The organism is uncultured Methanobrevibacter sp. (genome assembly GCF_902801725.1).
GTDB lineage: Archaea > Methanobacteriota > Methanobacteria > Methanobacteriales > Methanobacteriaceae > Methanocatella.
The window spans coordinates 6,264-30,496 of the sequence record NZ_CADCJB010000010.1 but is presented as its reverse complement, the minus strand read 5'-3'; the positions used below and the strand labels follow the sequence as shown (position 1 = coordinate 30,496).

At 35.4% G+C, this 24,233-nt stretch carries 1 protein-coding gene; it reads left to right on the top strand.

Features of this window, described 5'->3' with window-relative positions; genetic code table 11:
- Positions 1 to 808 precede the first annotated feature (808 nt).
- The gene (locus QZV68_RS03050) at positions 809 to 24,220 is read left to right on the top strand and encodes an Ig-like domain repeat protein (RefSeq protein ID WP_296878470.1); all 23,412 of its coding nucleotides are present in this window, start codon (positions 809 to 811) and stop codon (positions 24,218 to 24,220) included.
- Positions 24,221 to 24,233 lie beyond the last annotated feature (13 nt).

The following is a 24,233-nucleotide window of genomic DNA, read 5'->3' as shown; positions in this document are numbered from 1 at the left end:
TTATACATGGATTTTTTTTAATTACCTGGTATTTTGGTCGATATGCAAATCATCTTTTTAAATTTCCCTATTTTTTCCCATTTTTTGGGGTTTCTTAAAGCAAAAACTTTCATTAAGGGTGTCTGGGAATTGGGTTATTGGTCTTGTTTTTCCCATTTTTCAGTTTATATTCATTCAATTTTTTTATTTTATCTATAAATAGTTGTATTTTTTATTATAATAATTGTTATATTGTTATTCATTTTTTATTATTTTAATTATTAAACTATTTCAAATTAGTTTACATTTGGTTAAGTTTATTGTAATTTGTTACTTTTAATTTTGTTTTGTCTGATTTTGTTGTCTTTCGTTTATTGGAAATGGATTTTGACAATTTTAACTGGATATAAAAAATTCATTTTTTAGTCAATTTGGATTGATTTTTAAGCAATATTATGAATATTGTTTATTATTAATTTATTATATTGGTATTATTTTCATTCATTGCTTTTTATGGCATATTATGTTTATTTTCATTCGTTATTAATGAAATGATTTTAATTTAGGTTTAACTAAATAATTTTTATTCATTATTAGTTTAAATTATTATAGTATATTTATTTATATAATTTTTTTATTATATTTTGTTTAGATATTATTATAATTATCTGATTATATTTCTATTTTGCTATCAAAATGTACAAAAAGAAAGTATATATATTAGTTAATAACAAAAATAAATAGCACGATAGACTCTCCCTTGATATGGAAAAATTACATCGTAGTGAAATAAATTTCATATTGAGAAAAAATAGGGAGGGGGTGTATTATGAATAAAAAAGAGATATTTGGAATAATATTATTAATATGTGTTATTTTCTCACTTCAGGCAGTAGTTGCTGCTGACAGTGGATCAAATAGCACTGACGGTGAAGTCCTGTCAGTTGATAATGATGTCTCTTCATTTGCACTTCCTAGTTCTAATACAGATAGCTTGGGGGCTGCTAATGAAAAGAACTTTAACGACTTACAGAGTATAGTAAATGGTGACGTTACAAACTTTGCTAAAAATAACTATACTAAAGCTGATGGAGAAAATGAAGTACGTATTACTCACTCCATTACTTTAGATGGTGATGGCAAAGTCATAATTGATGCTAAAAAGCAGTCTAGAATATTTAATATTACAGGTGAAGATACTGTTGTAACATTAAAAGGAATTACATTTATCAATGGTAATGCCGCTGGTAATGGAGGGTCTATAATTTCAGAAGGTAAATTAACATTAATAAACTGTAATTTCATTAACAACACAGCTAGTGAAAATGGTGGTGCTGTGTTCTTCGGATCTGTTGAAGGAGATAAGATTACAAATTGTGTATTTAAAAACAACATTGCTGGAGTTAACGGTGGTGCAATTGACTTTGCAAGAGGAGAAAAAGTTGACTTTTCAGATGGTTCAACTAATGCAACAATCAGTAACTCCGAATTCACTAACAATACAGCTAAAAGATCTGCAGGTGCTGTATATTGGTTTGGTACTTATGGTACAATCAAAGATTCCAACTTTACCAACAATAAGGCATTAGGTCTTGTTGAAGCTAAAGACTCTTATGGCAATCTTACCTATGGTGGTTATGGTGGTGCTATAATGTGGACCGGTGCTAATGGTACTGTAAGTAATTGTAGGTTCATTAGCAATGAAGCTGAATATAATGCTGCTAGGACTTCTGGTGGTCGTGGTGGTGCTATATACTTACAAGGTAGTTTAGCAGGTAATTGTACTAATACTACCTTTAATAGTTGTACTTTTATAAGTAATATTGCAGGCACTAACGGTGGTGCTATTGATTGGCACGAAGGTGCTACTGATGGTAATATACTTAAATCTGTATTTAAGAACAATATTGCAGAAGCAAATGGTGGTGCAGTATACTGGAGAGGTCACAATGGTGAAATCAAAGATTCTAACTTCACCAACAATACTGCTAAAGCTTTACGTAATGGTAGTTATGGTAACATGGGAGATGGTGGTGCAATCCTATGGGCAGGTATTAATGGTACTGTAGATAACTGTAGATTCATTGATAATGTTGCTACTCATAATACTATTAAGAATGATACTGGTCGTGGTGGTGCAGTATACTTACAAAGTTGTAATCATGGTGATGATAACACTACTTTCATTAACAGTTACTTCTTAAACAATACTGCTGGTGCTAATGGTGGTGCTATTGATTGGTCTGCTGGTGCTAAACATGGTTATGTAGGAAACAGTACTTTCATTAATAACACTGCTAAACGTAGTGGTGGTGCTATACATTGGAGTGGTCATTATGGTGATATAATTAGTTCTACTTTCACTAACAATACTGCTACTGGTGATGTCATTAGTGAAATTGGTGGCATTGTCGGTGGTGGAGATGGTGGTGCTGTAATATGGGTAGGTAGTCATGGTATTGTTAAAGATTCTAACTTTACTAATAACTATGCTAAACTCCGTGGTGGAGCTATATTCATACACGGTAACTCTACAGAAAACAGTACAAATACTACTGTAGATAATTGTATATTTGAAAACAACACTGCTGAAGTTAATGGTGGTGGTGTTGATTGGCAAGAAGGTGCTAATGATGGTAGATTAACCAATTCAATATTTATTAACAATACCGCATGGCGTAGTGGTGGTGCAGCATACTGGAATGGTATCAATGGTACTATGATAAATTGTTCATTCGAAGATAACCATGCAGTAGGTAACTGGACAGGTACAGTTCCTGAAGGTGTTGTTATCGTAACTGATACCATAGGCGGTAATGGTGGAGCTATGGTCTGGAGAGGATCTCTAGGTGATATAGAAAATTGTAACTTCACCTCAAATACTGCTCTTTACCTTGGTGGTGCTATTCACTTAAGATATAATACTAATGTTACTTTCAGTTATTGTAACTTTACCAGCAATTATGCTGGTGTAGTTCCTGAAGGTGTTACAGTAGATTACCGTGTTGATATGAGTGGTGGTGCTATCTTCTTCAATACTGGTGCTGTTAACTGTACTATCATTTCATCCTACTTTAAAGATAATATTGCAGAGACTAACGGTGGTGCACTTGCTTGGATAGAAGGTGCAGAACATGGTGTAATTAATAATTCAGTATTCATCAACAATGTTGCTAAACGTAATGGTGGTGCTGTATACTGGAATGGTCATAATGGTACTATTCATAATTCAAGATTTGTAAACAACAGAGCAACCGGTACAAACTGGGAGCACACATATCCTATAAATATGGGAGATAAAATTGAGCGTAAAGATGATGGAACATTAATCTTAGGTGATATTGTTGTTCTTCAAAATAGTTCAATGCCTCTTGACCCATCCCCTTATGTAGACAAATTAGTCGTATTTAATTATACTTATAATGGTCTTCTTCATTTCCACTCTTACTTTGTCATCAATCCTAATGGTACTGGATATTCCTGGAAGGAATTAGATTCAATTGATATTAATGTATCTGAATCAATCATTTCCCCGGTTGACTGGGCAATAGATCAGTACTTCGGTGGTGACGGTGGTACTATCCTCTGGAGTGGTGACCTTGGTGATGTATACAACTGTACTTTCATAGATTCCAACTCCGCTCGTCGTGGTGGTGGAGCTTACATGACCGGTTGTGACTATGTAAAATACGATAACTGTACTTTCATAAACTGTACTTCAGGTACCAACGGTGGAGGAGTAGACTGGTTGGCAGGTGCTAACTACGGTAAGATTTACAACTGTATTTTCAACGGTACTCAAGCTGCACGTTCAGCTGGTGCTATCTACTACGACGGTTGGTATGGTGACATGCAAAACATCACTATTATAAATACCAAATCCAATGGTGGAAACTCATCATTCAGAACAAGTAAAGGTGATTTAATAACTTATGCTGGATGGGACTCCAGCCACTGGGATACAAATACTACTGGTGGTGACGCTGGTGCTATTATGTATACAGGTTCATTCATTAATGTTTACAATGTAACATTCACTAACTGTAATGCTTCCGGTCGTGGAGGAGCTGTGTTCTTACAGGATAACCATAACGTAACATTTGATTCATGTAAATTTGAAAACAACATCGCATCAGGTAAAGCACTTAACACATTCAATGATGATAAGGATATTAGTTCAGGATTGAACCTATGGTTAACCGGTTATGGTGGTGCAATTGCATTTGATGTAGGTGCAACCAACGGTACAATCAAAAACAGCAAATTCCTTAACAATACTGCAGTACGCCTTGGAGGTGCAATAAGTTTCGGTAAAGGTTCATCCAATGCTTATGTATTGAATACTTCATTTGATGACAACACTGCATACCGTTCAGGTGGTGCAATTTCATTTGACGGTACAAATGGAAATATGAAAGACTGTAACTTTACTAATAACGCTGCATTGGGTACAGATATTAACAGGGATATTGTTGATATAACAAGTCTTGATCAATTGAAACTTAATGGAACAGATATACCTCCTCATATCCCTGCAGATAAAGAAATATATATTCAGTATCAAGGACATAACCCTGTTACCAATCGTAGTGCTAATTATACAATGTGGGTATATAATGGTACAGCTTGGAATGCAATAGAATTCACAACTGAAACCGGACCATCTACTGTTGACTGGGCTACAGATGAGTACTTCGGTGGAAACGGTGGAACAATCTTTTGGAGAGGAGACAACGGTCTTGTAGATAACTGTAGATTTATTGACTCCAATTCTGCTCGTCGTGGTGGTGGAGCTTACATGACCGGTTCCGATAATATTACTTTCCAAAATTCCTATTTCGAAAATGATACTTCCGGTACAAACGGTGGAGGTCTTGACTGGTTAGCAGGTGCTAACTACGGTAAAGTAATCAACTGTACATTTAACAATACTCGTGCGGCACGTTCAGCCGGTGCTATCTACTATGACGGTGACTATGGTAGAATGGAAAATATTAGAATAATTAATGCTACCAACAATGGTGGCGCATTAAAACAAAGTAAAGACGGCAGAGTAAAATATGCCGGTTGGGATGCAAGTCACTGGGATACTAACACTACTGGTGGTGACGCTGGTGCTATCATGTTTACAGGTGATCACGAATACATCTACAATGCTACTTTCATAAACTGTACTTCAGTTGGTCGTGGAGGAGCAGTGTTCTTGCAGGATAACACCAATGTAACATTTGAATTATGTACCTTTATTAACAACTATGCAAAAGGTATTGCAAATAACACCTGGAAAAATTATACTCAGGAAAGAAATGACTCTAATAAGGATACAGAGCTTGATCTTAAATTAACCGGTCACGGTGGAGCAATTGCATTTGATGTATATGCAACCAACTGTAAAATTATTGACTCCAAATTCTACTACAACCTCGCTCGCCGTAATGGTGGTGCAATCAACTTTGACCAAGGTTCCACTAACAACACCATTATAAACTCTATATTTGAAAACAATACGGTATACGACGATGGTGGTGCAATTAACTTTGACCACGGTTCCGATTACTGTTCAGTATACGGTTCCACATTCTACAATAACACTGGTTTAGGTAGATTCGGTTCAACCAGTAAAGGTGGTACAATCTGTCTTACCGGTTCAAACATTACTGTTTCAGATTCCAAATTTATTTTAGGAGGACTGTTTGCAAATACAACTGAAAAAGCAAAACTTAATGAAACTGACGGTGGAGCAATATTTGTAACAGGTAATGACGTAAACATTACAAATACTTCATTTGTCAGATGTTATTCACCTAACAATGCAGGTGCAATCAAGCTTATCGGTAACAGAACTATAATTACTGAATGTAGTTTTGAATTCTGTAACGCTACTGAAGATGGTGGTGCATTATATGTAGATGGTATTCACTGTAATGTATACAATTCCACTTTCAAACACAGTATCGCTGGAGACGATGGTGGTGCAATCAACTGGAGAGGAGATTACGGTTACATATCCAATATTACCTGTTTCGATAACAAAGGAATAAGTTTAGGCGATTCACACTCAAACGGTGGTGCAATTTCCATTAACGGTAACCATGTAACACTTACAAAATCCAGTTTCACAATGTCCGGTGCTTTGATTGCTGGAGGAGCAATATTCGCTACAGGTAACAACGTTACCATTTCACATTCATCATTCGATAGAAATAACGTTTCCCAAACAGTAGTGGAAACAGGTAAGACTTACACCACTGGTGGAGGTGCAATTTACATATTAGGTGACAATTCCCATGTTATAAATTCCACTTTCATTAGGGCAAACGGTAAAGAAGGAGGACTCATGTACATCCAAGGTAACAATGTTACCATCAAAGGAATTATTGCTGAAATGAGCTTTGCTGTAAATGGTGGTGCAATTTATATTGAAGGTGATGATTCCAAAGTTCTTGATTCTTTCATTTCATTGACCAATTCCACTCAAGATGGTGGTGGATTGTATATTGAAGGTGATAATTCCTTCGTTTCAGGCACTAACTTAACCATGTGTTTCTCAGAAAAAGATGGTGGTGCAATTTATATTGAAGGTACTAATACAACCATTAAAGGAGCAGACATATCTAAGAGTAACACTACCCTTTATGGAGGTGTTATTTATATTAAAGGTGCAGATGCAAAAGTTATAGATTCCACTATGAAACAGGCCCATGCACAGACAGGTGGTGCTATTTATGTATATGGTGCTAATACTGTTATTAATGGTTCTTCTATTTCAATGACTTCCGCTGATTATAATGGTGGTGCTGTATATATTGCAGGAAATAATGCAATAATTGAGAAATCCAGTTTCGGTAAATCCAATGCTACAGGTTATATTAAATCTGGAGCTCACAAAGAAGGTAACGGTGGTGCTATTTACGTTCAAGGTAACTTAGCTTCTATAATTGATTCAAACTTCAATATTACTATTGCGATTCACGGTAATGGTGGTGCTATCTATGTTGGTGGTCAAAATACTGAAATTTCAGGTATTAATTCAACTATTTCACAATCACCTAACGGTCAAGGTGGATCCATTTATATTAAAGGTACCCATGCTACTGTCAAAAATTCCACATTTAACCTAACCTTTGCAAGAGTCTCCCCAACTTCTTATAGTGCTAATAATTTAGGTGGTGCGATTTTTATTGAGGGTAACAATGCTGAGATTATAGGTTCCAATTTCACAAATTCTGCTGCTTATCAGGGAGGTATTCTTTATTTGAAAGGTCACTATTGTAATGTTTATAACTCCTCCTTGGATAACGGTTATTCAAATCATGATGGTGGAGCTTTCTATTCTACAGGTGAACATTGTAATGTTTATTATTCTAACTTCACAAATAATGTTGCAAAATCTGATGGTGGAGCTCTCTTCTGGAGTGCAGCAAAATACGATTATGTAAAAGGTTGTATTTTTGATAATAATACTGCTTATGCAGACCCAGGACATTCTACTAAAGGAGGAGGAGCCATCTATTTCGGAGAAGGTGGATCTTACTGTGGTATAAGCTATTCCAAGTTCTTCAATAATTCAGTCCGCTCCCTTACTGGTAAGGCTGATGGTGGAGCTATTTTATGGGATAAAAGTAGTCATCTTTTCCTTGATAACTGTCTTTTTGATGGAAATTTTGCTACTTCTTCCAAACCTGAAGGTACTTGGGTTCAGGGAGGAGTAATGTACGCAAGACCGGGTCAGAATTTTACTATTAGTAACAATATATTCCAAAATTGCTGGTCTTTAAGGGAAGCCGGTGCATTATACTTGCAAACTGGTAATACTCAGGGATCTGGATTTTTCTTAATAAACAACACATTTATAAATAACACTGCTTATGGTAATACAAAAGATGGTGATAATGACTTAGGTGGTGGAGCAATTTTATTAAAATCTGTTAATAAAATTTCAATCATAAATGCTACATTCATAAACAATACTGCTAACTTTGGTGGAGGTATCACTATTCATAGCTCAATTACTTCTTGTACTATGACCAATGCTACTTTTGATGGTAATAAAGCCATATTTGGTGGTGATGAATGTGGTGACGGTGGAAGTATTTATGCTGGTAAGGCATTTACTGCGAATAATTTCAAGATTTCTAATAGTGAGGCATCACGTAATGGTGGAGGAATATATCTTACTGATGTTGTTATGACATACACTAATTTGACTTTCATAAATAACTCAGCATTAAATGGTGGTGGATTATACTGGAATAAACAAAAGGTCACAATTCAAGACATGACTTTCATAAATAATTCAGCAACTAGAGATGGTGGTGCAATATATATCCCTAATGTCACTAATCCTAATGCGGACATAGCTACTGTTTCAGACAATAATTTCATAAATAATTCCGCAGCAAATGGTGGTGCTATTTATGTTAATGCTAATTATAAGGTAAAAACATCTAAGAATAATTTCATAAATAATAGTGCTACATATAAGGGTGGTGCTATTTTCATTATTAAAAGTAGTTATGCTGTTGATATAGGTTCTTCAAATTTCACAGGAAACGATGCCGCCCAGGGTGGTGCAATATATTCCGGATTTACAGGTAGTTCCGATTATAATATTCATGATTGTAAGTTCATTAATAATACCGCTACTGCAGAAGGTGCAGCCATTTATGTTGAAAATGATAATCAAAAAATTATCAGTTGTATTTTCGAAGGAAACAAAGCGACCGGAGATGGTGGTGCTGTTTATGTCAAAGAAGGCGTAAAAAAAGCAAATATTGAAGATTCATCATTTACAGATTCATATGCTAAAAATGGTGGTGCTGTTTATTATGGTGGTACATCCAGTACAGATGATTATCTTAAAATACTAAATTGTACTTTCCTTAAAAACATTGCTATTTATAATGGTGCTGCTGTTTTGTATGTCACTAATTCTGGGGTTAACAAATACAGAGATTATAATAACTTTGATGGAATTGGTATTCCAGTAAGTGGAGGAAGAACTACTGTTAGAACAAATGATACCAATATTGAAATTATTTCCAAATCATTATTTGAAGATAACTATGATTATATGTTCCTTATCAAGGTTGTTTCTGATAGGGAATCTCCATTTATTGCTGTTTATCTTGATGCTCCTAGAAACTGGTATGAAAATTATAAGCTTAGGTTTGTTGTGAAGTTAACCAATGCAACTACTCATGAGGTAATCCGAACTGTAATTGTAAATTCATCTAACATCGAAACTCATTATAGGGATGGAATGTTATATGTAGGTTTCGATACCCTTATGACTGACCAATACTATAATATTACTGTTTCATTTGAAGATGCTAATTATATGTATAAAGTAAATTCTTCAGTTGCACAAGCTCACGGTAAGATTATGGGTCCGTTCAAACTCCTTCAACAATTAATTGAGGATGCTCTTGAACGTGGCGAAAATGAGATTTATTTAAATAGGGCTTTCACTTTCACCCCAGAATACCAAGGATCAACAATAGATATGGATGACAGATGCATTAATTTAACAAATATTACTCACCCATTCACAATCCATGGTCAAGGATGGCGTATTGATGCAGCAGGATATTCAAGAATATTCTACATTACCTCTTCAAATATTACTATTGATAATGTCGTATTGGTTGGAGGTAATGCCAATGGTACTTATGGTGACCCTATGTATCATGATGGTAATAAGGGAGGAGCCATATACTGGGCTGGAGCAAACGGTACCCTGTCCAATTCAATTGTTGATAACAATACTGCAAAAATTGGTGGAGGAATATATTATAATGTTACCGCTCCAAATTGTCTGATTATAAATACAACATTTGTATATAATACTGCAGTCACTAATGGTGGAGCTATAGACTGTAATGCTTCCAAAATGGGATTATTCAATACTACATTCAAAGAAAACTTCGCATATATGGGTGCGGCTTTATGTAGGGAAATCAATGCTACTGCAGGTCATGGTAAAAACAATACTTTCATTAGTAACTATGCGCAATATGCTGGTGCTGCACTTGCATGGATAAATGCAACACGTATTTCCATAGATGATTATCACTTCTATAATAACCATGTAGGTTATAGTGGAGGAGCAATTTATGTCGGTGAAGGCAGTTTAAATTGTGAAATACTTAATTGTGTCTTTGACAACAATTGGGTGGAAAATGCTGTAAACGGTCATGGTGGTGCTATTGAATGGTATTCAGAAAAAGGTACTGTCTATAATTCAATTTTCACTAACAACCGTGCGTATGAAGGTGGTGCAATGTATGTAGGTGAGGGTTCTGGTGAAATCAATGTTACCAAATCCACTTTCCGTGATAATGTTGCAGTCTTTACTGGTGGTGCAATTAGTATTGTCGCATCTTCAGTTACTGTAAATGCATCCAACTTCTACAACAACAATGCTAATAAAGGTGGAGCATTATATGTCGGCGGTGTAGGTACTGATAATTATATATATGGGTCTGTTTTCGAAGGAAATAATGCTATAAGTAGTAATGAAACAGCAATGGATGGTCTTGGTGGAGCTATTGACTGGGTTGCTTCTTCAGGTACTATTATTGATACCCGATTTACCGATAACCATGCTGATTATGGTGGTGGAGTATACTTTGGTAAAAATTCAATTGACAGTAGAATTGAAAATTGTGTATTTGAAGAAAACCATGCTAAATATGATGGTGGTGCTATTGACTGTAATGCATCTACAATGGTTTTATTAAATACTGTGTTTGACGGTAATGTTGCACAATTTGGTGCTGCTTTATGTAGGGAAACTAATGCAAAAAGTGGTTCCGGTGCCAATAACACTTTCAAAAATAATCATGCTATTGTTGCTGGTGCAGCTTTAGGATGGATGGGATCTATTGGTATTAAGATTACAAATTATACCTTCATTAATAATTATGCTGATGTTGCCGGCGGTGCTATTTATGTAAGTCCGACCAGCCATAACTGTTCTGTTATTGAATGTGAATTTGAAAATAACTATGTAACCAATAAAACAAATGGTTGGATTGGTGGTGAACAATTCGCTTGGACAGCATGGGATGGCACACGCATGATTTATAGAACTGAATCTACCATTGACCCTTCCAAAGCTTTAACCACAGATGTAGAGGCTACTGAAACAATATTCTATTATATTACTCAAGAAGATCTTGATTCTACTTTAGGTACTGGTGGAGCAATGTCCATTTTTGCATCTAACGCAACTATTGTAAACACAAGCTTTACCGGAGGCAAAGCCAGATTAGGAGGAGGAATATATATAGGTGCAGGTTCAGGTAATACTATATTTAATCATACTGTATTTTCATCCAATACTGCTTATGAACGTGGTGGAGCTATTAACTTACATGCTTCAGGCGTACATATTGATGACGGTAAATTCTATAACAATGGTGCTATTAACGGTAGTGCAATATATGTCGGCGGTGTAGGTACTGAAAATAAAATACATGAATCACTGTTCGATGGAAATATTGCAACCGGTTATGGTGCTGGTGTTTATTGGATTGCTCATGAAGGTGAAATTGTCAATTCCACATTCACCAGAAACTCTGCAGTTTACGGTGGAGGTATCTACTTAAACGGAAGATCAAATTATACCAATATTACCAATACAAAATTCACTTACAATAATGCTACCAAAAACGGTGGTGCTATTGACTGTAATGCTGAATATGTTGGAATTTACAATTTAACATTTGAACATAACTATGCTGGTGAATACGGTGCAGCTTTATGTAGGGAATCCGGTGCAAGATATGGTCATGGACACCATAACGTATTCAATTACAACCATGCGGGCATTGCCGGTGCGGCTCTTGCATGGCTTGGTGTTCAAAACATTCACATTAATTACTATAACTTCACAGACAACACTGCCGGTGAAAGAGGTGGAGCAATCTATGTAGGTAACTACAGTGACTTCTGTATTGTTGAAAATTGTATATTCACAGGTAACAATGTAACTGGTGATGGTTTAAGAATTGGTGGAGCTATCGACATCAATGCTAACAACGCAACAATCATACATTCAATATTTACTAACAACCATGCAGACGTTGGAGGTGCTATTGCTGCAGGTGTAGAATCAGGATTCACTAAAATCAACAATGTAACCTTTACAAGAAACGGCGCTACAATCGATGGTGGTGCTATCAATTTAAGAGCAAAAGGTGTATCAGTCAATGACAGTCGATTCTACTCAAATACTGCAGGACAACACGGTGGAGCACTCATGGTAGGTGGTACCGGTGAGAACAATACAATATACTACTCAGTATTTGACAAAAACATTGCTGGCGATCATGGTGGTGCTATCGACTGGATGGCATCTGCAGGTGATATATTCTACACTAATTTCACAGCTAACGAAGCTGTCTACGGTGGAGCTATCTACCTGAATGGTGTTTCCAGTAACAGTAGATTATTCAATGATATATTTGACGGAAACAGAGCTACCAAAAACGGTGGTGCTATTGACTGTAACTCTAGTATGATGGGTCTTAACAACGCTAGATTCACAAATAACTATGCTGGTGAATATGGTGCTGCATTATGTAGGGAAGCTAACGCTACCGGTGGATTCGGTGGAAACAATACTTTCATTAAAAACCATGCAGACATTGCTGGTGCGGCTCTTGCATGGTTAGACGTAGATGGAATCAAAATTAACAATTACACTTTCATCAACAATACTGCTTTCAGAAGTGGTGGAGCTATATATGTAAGAGGAGACAGTTCAAACTGTAAAGTACTTAACTCCCACTTTGATACCAACTATGTTACTGATGTTAAATATGGTCAAGGTGGAGCTATTGATTGGGTAGGTCCTAACGGTTTAATTGCAAACACTACATTTATTGACTCAATTGCAGTAAATGGTGGTACAATATTTGCCGGTGTAAACTCAACCAATATTACAATATTCAATTCCTCATTCAAATCTTCCCGTGCATTGGGTGACGGTGGTGCAATCGCTTTATACAGTAACAACGCTAAGATAACCTATACAAACTTCACATTCTCATTAGCATTAATAAGCGGTGGTGCAATTTCAGGTCATAACGCCGACAATACCACAATCGCTTACTGTATATTTGATTATGGTATGGGTGCAGGTTACATTGATTCTTCACTTAAGGCTTTCGGTGAAGGTGGAGCTATTCACTGGGAAAATGCAACTGGTTTATACATTTCCAATTCAGAATTTATGAATCTTAGATCCAACGCTAATGGTGGATCCATTTCAGCAGTAAACTGTAATGATTCTGTATTATATAATTTAACATTTGGTAATGCTATGTCCAGTTTAAGCGGTGGTTCTATCTCATGGATCAATTCAACCAATTTAACATTTGATTCACTCAAAGTAAATAAATCCAAAGCATTTGAAAATGGTGGTTCATTCTATTTAATCAACATAAATGATACAACAATTAAAAATTCAATTTTCTATGACACCAAAACCCCTGACGGTAATGGTGGTGGAATTTACATAGATGGTAATGTAACTGTACAAAACAGTACTTTTGCTGAATATGGTGCTTCTGTTGATTACGGTGGTGCAATATACTTTAATAATGGAATTTCTACTGTCATTGACTCTAACTTTACTGGTAGGGATGCAATATGGGTTTACAGGCCGGCTACAGTGTACTTAACCAACAATAACATTACTGGTCCAAATCCAAATAAAGATATGCATTATCTTGAAAATGATTACGACAGTAAATATAATCCTGTCGATTATTCAGTATGGAACGACGGTAAATTGTATCTTAAAGGAAACAACTTTGATTATGTAATATTTAACAACGGTACAATAATGACCCAAACCTATCTGGACATGTTGAATAATGATACTTATGAAGTCGAATGGAATCAAACTTTCACTTTCTTCGCCAATATTACTGATGATAATCACAATACTATCATTTCTGTAAGTTCATTAGGCACTTACAATAATAATACCATATATGATCAAGGTGCAAAATATAATTTAACATATAATAGATGGCATTGTCCTGCTGCATTTATTCAGGATGTATTTTTACTCATGGGTAATGATACCGGTTTGGCTAAATGTACCTACCGTGCAGGAACTCTAAAAGTTAAAATGCGCACTAATCTTGAAATAATCCAAAGTAAAGAAGTTAATGAAAACATTACATTTACAGCTCAAATAACTCTTCCATATGATGGGGTATACAGTAATTTCACCATTATTGGTCAGAAAGTCTACTTTATGATTGACGGTGAAGAGTTAACTGGTACTATTTATGGTTCTACTGTGAATGGAAGATGGCTTATAGCTTTTGCAAATGTCACAAAAACCCATATGCATACCGGAACTTACACAATCACCGCTACATATAACGGTGATAATTACCACTTCGGTGTTACAAATACATCTGTTTCAGTCTTAAAAGCACGTCCGATTTGGATTAAGATTTTAGTGGATGATATATTCTATGGTCAAGATATTATCGCTAATATAACAACCAATGCTACAAATACTGAAAACGGATATATTTGGATTAGAATAAATGGTAAGGAAGTGCTTGCTGAGGTAAAACTTGAGGATAACGGTACTAAAATAGTTAGTATTAATGAAACTCTTTATAGAAATGTAATAAATGCCACTGGCGAATATACAATGTCAGTAATGTTCAATAACGGTACTTACTATGACTATCAAATCAATTTCACAACATTCAACGTGAAAAAATTCAATACAAACATTACTGCAAACGTAACAACCCCTATCTATTACGGAGATCGTTTATTGATTAATGTAACTGTCAATGAAAATGCAACTGGTTTCATTGCAATAAATATTAATGGTGTTATCGGTGTTGCATATATCCATAATGGAGTGGCAAAATTCAATATTTCAGGATTGGTTCCTAATACTTACACAAATATCAATGTAACATATTATCCAAATTCAACTTTCTTCGCTAGTAATGTTACTAAAATTTCATTTACAGTACGTCCTGCTATTGATTATATAATGGATGTTAAAGTTGATAACATTACATATAAAGAAAATGCTGCTGTAAGGGTATCTCTCCCGGCAGGTGTAACTGGTGAAGTGTCCATTTACATTAATGATGAGTTTAAAGGTAATGCAGTTATTAATCAGAATGGTATTGCTGTATGGGATAATATTGCAGGTCTTGCTGGCGGTGAATATATTGCAAAAGTAATTTATAATGGTGATTCAAAATATGCTCGTCATGAGAATGAAACTAAATTCAAAGTAAATCCTGCTGACTGGAAAGTAACAATAACTGAAGTTGAATATAAACCGTATGGCGAATATTCAACAATGAATATAACAAACATTCCTAGTGATCTTTTAGGAGATAAACTAACCATAAAAATTGATGGCATTTCATATGTTGTTGATATTATTAACGGTAAAGCTACCTTAAAATTAAATAATCTTTCTGCAGGCCAACATTCCGCAATTGTTGAGTATCCTGGTGACTTAAATTATGGCAAATTGTCACAAAGATTCGCTCCTAATATTCCAAAGGCTGATCCTACACTCGTAATAACCAGAGATGATTATGATGTTATTGTAAAACTTCCTGTAAATGCAACCGGAAGCGTAGTGATTTATGTCAACGGACAAAAATATGAAGAGAGTATTGCTGACGGTGTTGCCAGATTTGTAAACGTATTGGATATTGGAACTAATGGGGTAATGGCAGGATATGATGGAGATAAAAACTACACCCGTCAGTTTAATGGAACTGTCTTTGAAATAGCTAAAACAGGCACTGACTTAAGTGTTGTTGCAAATCCAACCAGTGTGGTTATAGGAAACATTACAAAAATTACCGTAACAATGGTTAACGTAACTACCGGTAAAGTATTAATTGAAATCGGTGATTACAACTACACAGTTGATATTAAACAAGGTGTTGCTACATTAGACATTGTTTTACCTGTTGGAGAATACACTCCTAAAGCTTATTACCTTGGTGATGTTGATCATGCTGCTGTAAATAAAACAGGAAATGCTTTCAAAGTAATTAAATTAAACACTACCATGGGTATTACTGTTAAAGATATTGTTTATGGTCAAGCTGCAAACATTACTGTAACAATCAATAATGCTGCTACAGGATACATTACAATCAGAATCAATAATACTAAATCAATTACTTTACCAATCAACAACGGAAAAGTCAATTGGATCGTATCCGGTTTAGGAGCTAACAACTACACAGTTTATGCTAGCTACTCCGGTGATGCAGTCTACAACATTAACAATACAGATAAAGTAAACAAATCATTCGAAGTTAAAAAAGCAAATCCTGGTTTAGACTGTATAGTCGAAGGAATTGTTTATGAAAACGCTACTGTAAAAATCTACATTAATAATGAGATTCAAGGAAAAGTGTTAAATGTCACTGTTGGTGGAGTACTATATCCTAACGTTCTTATTGGTGAACCTTTCATAACCCAAATTCTCACAGAATATAAAGCTTACCAAATCATTGTGGAATACGGCGGCAACGAAAACTTCACTGAAGCTATATGGGACCGTGAATTCACTCCTAACAAGATTAATACTTATGGAATTAATGTAACTGGAATGAACATTACTGTTGGCGACGATGAGATTATCACTGTTGAAGTTCCTAACCATGTTGATGATGTAGTCATTTGGGTAAATGGAAATAAATTCAGAAATACTTCATTCACAAATAATAAAGCTACATTCAACATTACTAGCCTTAACCTTACAGCAGGACTTTACACAGTTACTGCTACAGTAAATGATACTGAATTCGAACACATAAACTTCACATCATTATTCACAGTAAACAAAACTTCACTTCCAATGACTATTAAAGTATTCAACAATGAAAGCATTTATGTTGGAGACACTGTGAAAGTCGTTGTAAGCGTACCTAAAGACGTAACTGAAAATGTAACTATTGAAATCAATAGTATTAAATTTACTAATGTAACTGATGCAAATGGTAATGCAACATTCTACATCCCATCCATAACCTACGGCAATAAGACTGTTGTTGCAGCATACATCGGTGATGACAGATACTATTACTACTCAACTACTGCCCAATTCAGTGTTAATAAGAATGATTTGACTATTAGTGTTTCTGATGTTACTGCTCCTGCTACTATTTATGTTGGTGATAAAGTCACTTTCACTGCTAACTTGAATAAAGTGGTTACTGGTGATGTTGTGTTCATGATTAATGGTGCTAATTATACTGTTCATGTTGTGAATGCTAATTTTGCTACTTTGGATTACACTCCGGTTAATAATGCTACTTTGAGGGTTGTTGCTAACTTCACTGGTAATGACAAGTACAACAGTAAAGCTTCTGCTGCTGAAGAGTTCACTGTTAACAGGCTTGGTTCTGTTGTTAGTTTGAGTGATGTGACTATTGAGGTTGGTGAGACTGCTAAGATTGTTGTTACTGTTACTAGTGGTGCTACTGGTGTTGTTAATGTGACTGTTAATGGTAAGACTCAAAGTGTTGGTCTTGTTGATTCTAAGGCTACTGTTTATGTTTCAGGATTAGCTAATAATACTTATTATGTTGCTGTTAAATATCTTGGTGATGATAAATACGCTGATAGTGTGGATAATGCTCATAAGGTTATTGTGAATAAAGTTAGTGTTTATGATTTCGAGGTTATTGCAACTGATACTGTTGTTGGTGGTAGTTCTGTTGTGACTGTTATTATGCCTAGTGATGCTACTGGTACTGTGACTGTAATTATTGGTGATAAGTCTTACACTGGTCCTGTTTCAGGCGGTAAGGCTACTATTACTTTAGATAAGGAGACTGATGCTGGTGCGAAATCTGTTACTGTTAAATTTGATCAAGACAGTAAATATGCTAATAAATCTGTTGATGTTGATTATAATGTTGATAAGGCAACTTCCAGTGTTGTAATTGGTGTGGATAATGTTTATGTGATTGGTGATACTGTAACTGTTACTTTGACTCCGGTTAATGGTACTGCTACTGTTAAAATTAATAATAATGGTTATACTGTAACTGATAATAAAGTTACTTTCACTGCTAATGCTACTGATGATTATGTTGTTGTTGCTACAATTGCTGAGTCTGATAATTATTATGGATCCAGTGATACTGCAACATTTACTATTGTTAAAGCAACTTCAAGTATTGGTATTAGTGTTGAAGAGGTTTATAATGTCGGTGATGATATTGTAATTACTTTAACTCCTGCTAATTCCACTGGTACTGTAAGTGTTACTATTAATGGTAAATCTTACACTGTTGATACTAATAATAAAGTGACTATTGCTGGTGGTTTGGCTAATGGTACTTACACTATTGTTGCTAATTTAACAGCTGATGCTAATTATGAATCTTCATGCAATCATAGTGTATTCTATGTTGTTAAAAATGATTTGACTATTAGTGTTTCTGATGTTACTGCTCCTGCTGTTATTGTTGTTGGTAGTCCTGTGACTTTCACTGCTAACTTGAATAAGAAGGTTACTGGTGATGTTGTGTTCATGATTAATGGTGCTAATTATACTGTTCATGTTGTGGATGCTAATGTTACTACTTTGGATTACACTCCGGTTAATAATGCTACTTTGAGGGTTGTTGCTAACTTCACAGGTAATGACAAGTATAATAGTAAGGCATCTGCTGCTAAAGAGTTCACTGTTAACAGAGTCGCAACTACTGTGGATGTTAACTTCAATTCTCCTATTCCTGCAGGTGATGATGTCTTAGTTGAAGTTACAATGAATCCTGGCATTACTGGATATGTGACCGTAACACTCAGCTCTCCTAACATTATTGATAAGTCATATGAAGTTGCTGTTACAAATGGTAATGGAAAATTCTATCTTACTAATTTGGCTAATGATACTTATTCAATTAAAGCGGAATACGCAGGTAATGATAAATATGCTGGCAGCACTTCAGATGCAAAAACATTACTGTCCAATATGATTGTCACTAATCTATCCATCAGTATTGATAAAAATTCCATATATGTTGGCGATAATGCTACTGTCAGTATTCAGTTACTAAATGAATCTAATAAGGTTATTCCAATTAATGCAATTGTCACAGTTAAAGTCAACGGCACTAATCATACCGTCGGTCTTGTCAGTGGTACAGGTAACTTTGTCTTAACTGATCTTACTAACGGTACCTACATTATTAATGCAGTATTTGCAGGTAATAGTAAGTATGACAAAAGCACTTCTGACCCAGTAATCTTAAGAGTCAATAAGATTGTTACTTCAATTGAAGTCAGTGTTGCAGGTCCTGTAACCTATGGTGATGTTGCAGTTATTTCTGTTGAATTAGATCCTACTATCAACACTACTGTTAAATTGACTGTCGATGGTAGAGATTATTATGTTGCTATAGTTAAAGGTAAAGGTGGATTCAATGCCTCTGGACTAAGTGGAGGTTCCCATGAAGTCAAAGCTGTATTTGCTGGCGATGACAGATATGTCGGAGACGATGACACAGCAACATTCACTGTTGGCAAAGCAACTACTAATGTTAATGTAGTTGTCGGTAATGTAACTTACGGTGAAAAAGTACCTGTAACAGTATTTGTAAATGAAACAGGTACTGTAACTATTTCCGGTGATGGAATTACAAGTGAAACTAAATCTCTTGTAAATGGTAAAGTTGAATATCTTATTTCAGAATTAGATGCAGGCAACTACACACTTAAAGTAACCTACAACGGTAATGACAATATCAGCTCAACATCTGCTGATTCCAAATTCGAAGTGGCAAAAGCAGATCCTGTAATAACAGTTGATGTTAATGACATTATATATGGTGGCGTAGAATCTATTAAAATCACATCTAATGCACCAGGAAAAGTAAATGTTACTGTCAACGGTAAAAGTGTAGAAGTTTACTTGAATAATGGTCATGCAGTATTAGGAGCAACCAGATGGAATAATCAATTTGATGGTAAGGCAAGTGTAGATGTTTATAATTTAACTGCAGGTAAATACCCAGTTACAGTTCAATACATGGGAAGTGACAACTACAACAAAGCCACTGCAACTGCAACATTCAATGTAATCAAACAAAACACTACAGTTGATGTGGAAATGAAAGATTCCATCACAATTGGTCAAAAACAAGTGATTAACATAACTGTAAGCAACATTAATGCAACAGGTAATGTATCCATCAATATTGATGGTGTAAACTACACGGCCCCGATAAAAGACGGTAAAGCTAACTTCACAACTCCGGTACTTGCTAGTGGAAAACACACAGTAACTGTAATTTATGATGGAGATAAGAACTTAACAGGCAACTGGACTTCAAAAACATTTGAAGTAACCAAACTTGATGCTTCTGTAAGTGTATTAATTTCAAACAGCACTGTCGGTGGCAAACAGACAATTACCGTAACTGTTTCGGAAAATGCTACAGGCCAAGTATTGATTGACATTAATGGTGTTCCATACTATGCTAATATAAGTAAAGGTAACGCAGTACTTGAACTTGATACTTTGCCTGCTGATGACTACACAGTTAATGTAAATTACCTCGGAGATGATAACTACACAGGTGGATCTGATTCAGCAACATTCAAGGTAAGCAAAAACAAATCAACTTTAAACATTACTGCTCAAAACATAGCATCTGGAGAAAATGAAGTAATCATATTTAATGTTCCTGTAGATGCTACAGGTAATGTGACTGTAACTATTAAGGGTAAGTCTTACACTGTTCCTGTTTCAGGTGGTAAAGGTCTATTGGTTGTTCCTGACCTTGGTGCAGGCAACTACACTGTTGAAGCTAAATACAATGGAGATGCTAAATACAAATCAAGCACAAACTCCACCAAATTGGAAGTTGCTAAAGACAAACTCAGTCCTGATGACCTTAAGGTCATTGACCAAGGCAACGGTACTGTTGTAGTTGTTGTTCCTGAAAATACAACAGGAAATATAACAGTTAAAGTTGGAGACCAAATCTACAATGCAACTATTGTTAATGGTACTGCAACAATAACTTTAGAAAATACTGCTCCTGGAACTCACGAAATTGAGGTAATTTATTCTGGTGACGCTAACAATGAAGGCACTTCTACAAAAGCAAATGTAACAACTCCGAAAATCAAAACTCCAATGTCTGTCACAGTAAACAATATTAAAGTTGGAGATGTTGAAGTAATCACTGTGAATGTTCCTAAAGATGCAAAAGGCAGTGTAACCATCGAAATTGATGGTAAGAAATACACTAAAGATGTTAGCGGCGGAAAAGTCACATTCAATATTAAAAACTTAACTGATGGTGATAAGACAATTGCTGTTGAATATTCCGGTGATAATACTTATGCAGGTAATCATACTACTGCAAACATCACAGTATCCAAAGCAGCTCCTGAAATTAAATTTGATGTACTTGTCGATGGAGACACTATTATTGTTGATGTCACTGCACCTAAAGATGTGACTGACCCTGTTCTTGTTGATGTTGACGGTGTCGGATATTATGTAAATATTACAAATGGTAAAGGACAATTAGTAGTTCCTGGCGCAACCGGTGGAAATCATGAAGTCGTTGCCGGATATCCTGGTGATGATAAGTATGGTCCATCTAAAGCAGGATCAAAATCTGTTAAAGTGGATGAGGTTCCTTCAGCGGTATCAGTTAAAGTTGATGATATCACTTATGGTGATAAGGCTATCGTTGAAGTGACTGTTCCTAGTGATGCTACTGGTACTGTGACTGTAACTATTGGTGATAAGTCTTACACTGTTCCTGTTTCAGGCGGTAAAGGAGTATTGGTTGTTTCAGATCTTGAAGCTGGTAACTATGATGTCAAAGTTAAATATAATGGTGACACAAAATATGCATCTAGCGTTAACTCCACTAAATTAGAAGTGGCAAAAGATAAAATCAGTGCTGATGATATTAAAGTAGTTGATAAAGGCAACGGCACTGTTGTGGTTGTTGTTCCTGAAAATGCTACTGGTAATATTACTATTAAGGTTGGCGATAAGGAATACACTGCACCTATTGTTAACGGTACTGCTGTTGTGACAGTTGATGATTCAACTCCTGGACCTCATGATGTTGAAGTCATCTACTCCGGTGATGAAAACACTGAAGGAACTTCATTAACAAGCAAAGTGACTGTTCCAGAACAAGACACTCCAATGTCTGTCATCGTAGAAAACATTAATGTCGGTGATAATGCAATTATTACTGTGAATGTTCCTAAAGGTGCAACAGGCACTGTAACTATTGAAATTGATGGTAAAAAATACACTTCAGATATTAAGGATGGTAAAGCAACATTCGCTATTGAAAACTTAACTGCTGGAAGCAAATCAGTATTTGTAAAATATGACGGTGATGATAAACACAATGCAAATACTACTACAGCACAATTCCGTGTTGACAAATGTGATTCAACTATTGAAGCAACTATTGAAGATATTGATGTTGGTGAAAACTTAAAAGTCACTATAAAACTTCCAAATGATGCTACCGGTCAAGTATTAATTGACATTGATGGTGTCGGATATTATGTCAACGTAACAAACGGTACTGGAGTAGCTGAAATCCCACACTTGGGCGGAGGAACATATCAAGTGAATGTAACCTATACTGGTGATGACAAATATGGTTCAAGTTCCACTTCAAAATCATTTAAAGTTGTAAAACTTGATTCATTCGTAATTCCAACAGCAGTGAACATTGCTGTTGGTGAAAATGAGAACATTAAATTGATTGTTCCTTCAGATGCAACAGGTAATGTAACTGTAATAATAGGTGGAGAAGAATACAACTTCAACTTGGATGACGGAACATTAAATATTCCGTCAGGCGACACTAAATATTCAGTTGCTGTAAGTGGCGGAAAAGGAGAACTGGTCATATCCGGTCTTCCAAAAGGTGAATACTTCGTAAGCGTAAGATATAATGGTGATCAAAAGTACTTGCCTTCAACTAATGCTACAATCTTTACTGTATCTAAAATAGATCCTGAAGTGAGCATTGTCGATAAAGGTAATGGAACTGTTGTTGTAACATTGCCTGAAGATGCTACTGGTACTGTAACTGTCAAAATCGGTGATGATGAATATGTTGTGGATGTTGTAAACGGTACTGCATCAATCAACTTGGATAAAACCACTCCTGGAGTTTACACTGCTGAAGTAAAATACTCTGGTGACAGTAATTATGCAAGCAAAAAGGTTTATGTGACTGTGGATATTCCAAAACATGAAGCTCCAATGTCAGTTTCATCTACTGATGTTGATGTTGGTCAAAATGAGATAATCACTGTTACTGTTCCTAAAGATGCTACTGGTACTGTAACTGTTGAAATTGACGGTAATTCCTATACTGGTGTCATTAAAGATGGTAAAGTTCAAATTTCTATTCCTGGTTTAACAGCAGGTGATAAGAATGCTGTCATAAAATACTCTGGTGATGATATGTATCTTGCAAATTCAACTTCAGTTCAATTCATAGTATCCAAGGTAAAATCATCCATGACTCCTACAGCTAAAGATGTGACTGTTGGAAAAGTTGAATACATTAATGTTAATTTGCCAAAAGATGCAACCGGTCAAGTATTGGTTGAAATTAATGGTGTCGGTTATTATGCTGACATTATAAATGGTAAAGCTAAAGTTGCTATTCCAAAACTTAATGCTGGCAAATACACTGCAAAAGTAATATATCCTGGTGACGGCAAGTATGAAGCAATGACTTCTTCAGTACAATTCGCTGTTGAAAAGGCACAATCTAAAATGTCCGCTAGTAGTGATGATGTTACTGTTGGTGAAGATGCAACCGTTACAATTAAACTTCCAAGTGATGCAACAGGAACTGTAACTGTTACTATTGCCGGTAAAAAATTCACAACCAAAGTTAAAAATGGAAAAGCTATATTGGTAATACCTGGATTGCCTGCAGGAGTTTATAAAGCTGTTGTAAAATATTCTGGTGATTCAAAATATAATGCAACTGTTACAGTGACTGATATCTTTGTTGAAGGTAATAATAATACCCGCAATGATACAGAACATGAACAAGATGCAGAACTTTCCAAAAACACTAGTGATGGAATGGGATTGTCCGCTTATGCTGCCGGTAATCCGTTGTGGATTTTATTGTTGGCACTATTGACTATCGGATCAACTCAAATTAGAAGATTTAAAAAATAATTCATTTTTAAAC